The 2,615-nt window shown below is 76.5% G+C and carries 3 protein-coding genes; 1 reads left to right on the top strand and 2 read right to left on the bottom strand.

What is annotated here, in order from left to right; genetic code table 11:
• Both HGA02_RS15805 and HGA02_RS15810 read right to left on the bottom strand, forming a co-directional pair.
• The coding region (locus HGA02_RS15805; RefSeq protein ID WP_210728663.1) for a hypothetical protein at positions 1-498 on the bottom strand (498 nt) is incomplete at its 3' end.
• Between the two features lie 141 nt (positions 499-639).
• Positions 640-2,187, bottom strand: a complete 1,548-nt coding sequence (locus tag HGA02_RS15810; protein ID WP_343035521.1) for a cellulose binding domain-containing protein — start codon at positions 2,185-2,187, stop codon at positions 640-642.
• Positions 2,188-2,362: 175 nt separating this feature from the next.
• On the opposite strand from HGA02_RS15810, the gene HGA02_RS15815 reads away from it, so the two are divergent.
• Positions 2,363-2,615: DUF3375 family protein (locus tag HGA02_RS15815; RefSeq protein WP_168680038.1), on the top strand; the 253-nt coding region annotated here is incomplete at its 3' end.

A 2,615-nucleotide genomic window follows, 5' to 3' on the forward strand; every position in this document is an offset into this window, starting at 1 on the left:
CACCGTCGCGAGCACGGCGACGGGGAGGACCACCAGCCATCGCGCGGGTGCCCGGCCGCCCGGTGCGACGCGGGACGTCGGGCCGCGGGCACCGACCCACCACGCCGCCACGAGGACCGGCAGCGCGAGCAGGTCGCCGGGGTCGCGGAGCACGACGCCGGGCGCGTCGACGAGCGACCACGCCGCGGAGGCGACCGCCGCACCGGTCCCCGTGAGCTTCACGACGGCGAACAGGGCACCGACGACGGCGACGGCCACGGCGGCCTGCGTGCGTGCCGGCCGCTGCCGCCGTCCGACGACGGCGAGGGCGAGCGCGACGAGCGGCGGCGCGACGAGGAGCCCGGCCGCGTCGGACAGCCTGCCCGTCCACCACGCGCCCACGGCGCCCTTGAGCACGTGGTCGTTGACGAGCAGCACGACGACGGCGACGCACGTCGACGGGTGGGACAGCCAGCGCAGGGCGTCGTCGGTGCGTCGACGGTCGCCCGCGTGGGCCATGCGTCCTCCAGGTCGTCGTGCCGGCAGCCGCAGCGTGCCGCACGCGCAGGCCTGCGCGGACGCCCGAGACCGAACCGTGACGACAGCGTCACCCGTCTGCTGCGCGCCGGTCGGGCGGTCGACCCCGTCGACGCGGGCGGGTCAGGGGGTGCAGCCGACCGGTCCGGCGGGCGGCGGGGTGCCCGTGCCGAGGAACCCGTAGACCGTCGAGCGGCCGGGCGCGAGGGTGCCGTTCCACTCCGCGTTGCGGACGACGAGCACGCCGTCCGTCGTCGTGGCGACACCGGACCACAGCTGGGTCACCGCACCGCCGGGCGGGAGCGCGCGGCTCGTCGTCCAGCGCGTCAGCGGCGTGATCGCCGTGACCTCGACCGACGCCTGGTAGCCGCCGGGCCACGTGCCGCCGACGGTGAGCGTCGCGCGGCACCCCGCGGGCGGCATGGTGTGGGTGACGGTCGGTGACGGGGACGGCGTGGGGGTCACGGTGGGCGTGGGCGTGGGCGTGGGCGCGGGCGTGGGCGTGGGCGTGGCGGTGGGCGTGGGCGTGACGGTCGGCGTCGGGGTGGGCGTCGGGGTGGGCGTCGGTCCGGTGCCGAGCCCCAGCCCGCGCAGGAAGGTCGTGAGCTGCGCCGCGACGACCTCGTGGTCGCGCACCGACGGGTGCCAGTGGCAGCCGCCGTAGTCGAGCCCGGCGCCGCCGTAGTACCAGTAGCGCACCCGGTCGTCGCCGTCGGCGTGACGCTCGTCGACCACGCGCTGCGCCAGGTCGGGCAGGTCGGTGCCGGTGTGGACGTCGGTGGCGCTCACGACGAGCCAGGTGTCGGGCCCGTACCGCGCTCGGAGCGTGTCGAGGTAGCCGTGGTAGGCCGCGACCCACGCCTCGCGCAGCGCGGCCGTCGTCGGCCAGGCCTCGTTGGCGTTCAGCGGCGTCGAGAAGTCGTTGATCCCCAGCCCGACGACGACGGCGTCGGGGTGCCAGGACGCGGGGCGGTCCCACGGGGCGTCGACGAACGGCAGCGCCCGGTCCTCGTAGGTGCGGTAGCTCGTACCGGGCTCGCCGCCCGCGTAGTTGCGCACCATGCCGCGACCCGAGAACGCGTTCACCTGGTAGTCCGCGCCGAGCGCGCGCGCGGTGAGCGCGCCGAAGGACAGGTCGGCGTTCGTGGTCCGGGTGACCTCGTCGCCCGTGCACTCGCGGCTCGCCGACGTGTTGCCGTACCCGGCGGTGTAGGAGTCGCCGACGAGCTCGAGCTGGAGGTCGCGCGCGGGCGGCGCGGGCAGGACCTGCGAGCCGTCGACGGGCACGAACCCGCCGAACGTGCTCGTGGCCCACGGGACCTCGCTGCGCTTGACGACGCGGACGGTGTGCTCGCCCGCGCTCAGCCCGGTCACCCGGTACGTCGTCGCGCCCGGGGTGACGAGCGTCGCGACGGTGCGGCCGTCGACGGCGACGTCGTAGTCGCCGTACGCGTCGTCGAGCACGACGCCGACGCCCGTGCCGCGGAACCGTCCCTCGAAGTAGACGCCCGGCCACGCGTGCTGCCAGGTGCTGCCGGTGGCGACGACGCGGCCTGCGGTGTGCACGGTGGCGTCGAGGCCGTCGTCGGCGGGCGCGGCGGCGGCGCCGGGAGCCAGCACGACGACGGTCGCGATCGCGGTGAGCGTCAGGGCGGTGCGCAGCGGTCGCACGCGGGGTCCCTTCGTCGGTGGGTGCCGACCCGGCTCGGCGACGGCGCCCCCTGCCTACCGAGCACGGGACGCCGCGCGACAGCCGGTGAAGCGATTCGACGACGGGCGCGCCCACCGCGGCACGCGGGGGACCGTGGTCCGGGCGGGGTGCCCGCGCCACCTACGCTGTGCGGCGATGATCTCTCGTGTCGAAGGTGCGTACCTGGGTGCGGTCCGGGCGTTCCAGAACCCGATGCTGGACCTGCTGCACAAGCGGCACGCCCCGCTGGTCGTCGCGCTGCTCTCCGTGACGTTCACCGCCGAGCGCCCGACGGTCGCCGTCGCCGACGCGCACACCGAGATCGGCGACGCCCTCGACCAGCTCCGCGCGGCCGGCCACGGCGACACCCTGCCGGCCGGCGGTGCGCGCGAGCTGTGCCGGCAGTGGG

It is taken from the genome of Cellulomonas septica, assembly GCF_012396155.1.
GTDB classification, from domain to species: domain Bacteria; phylum Actinomycetota; class Actinomycetes; order Actinomycetales; family Cellulomonadaceae; genus Cellulomonas; species Cellulomonas septica.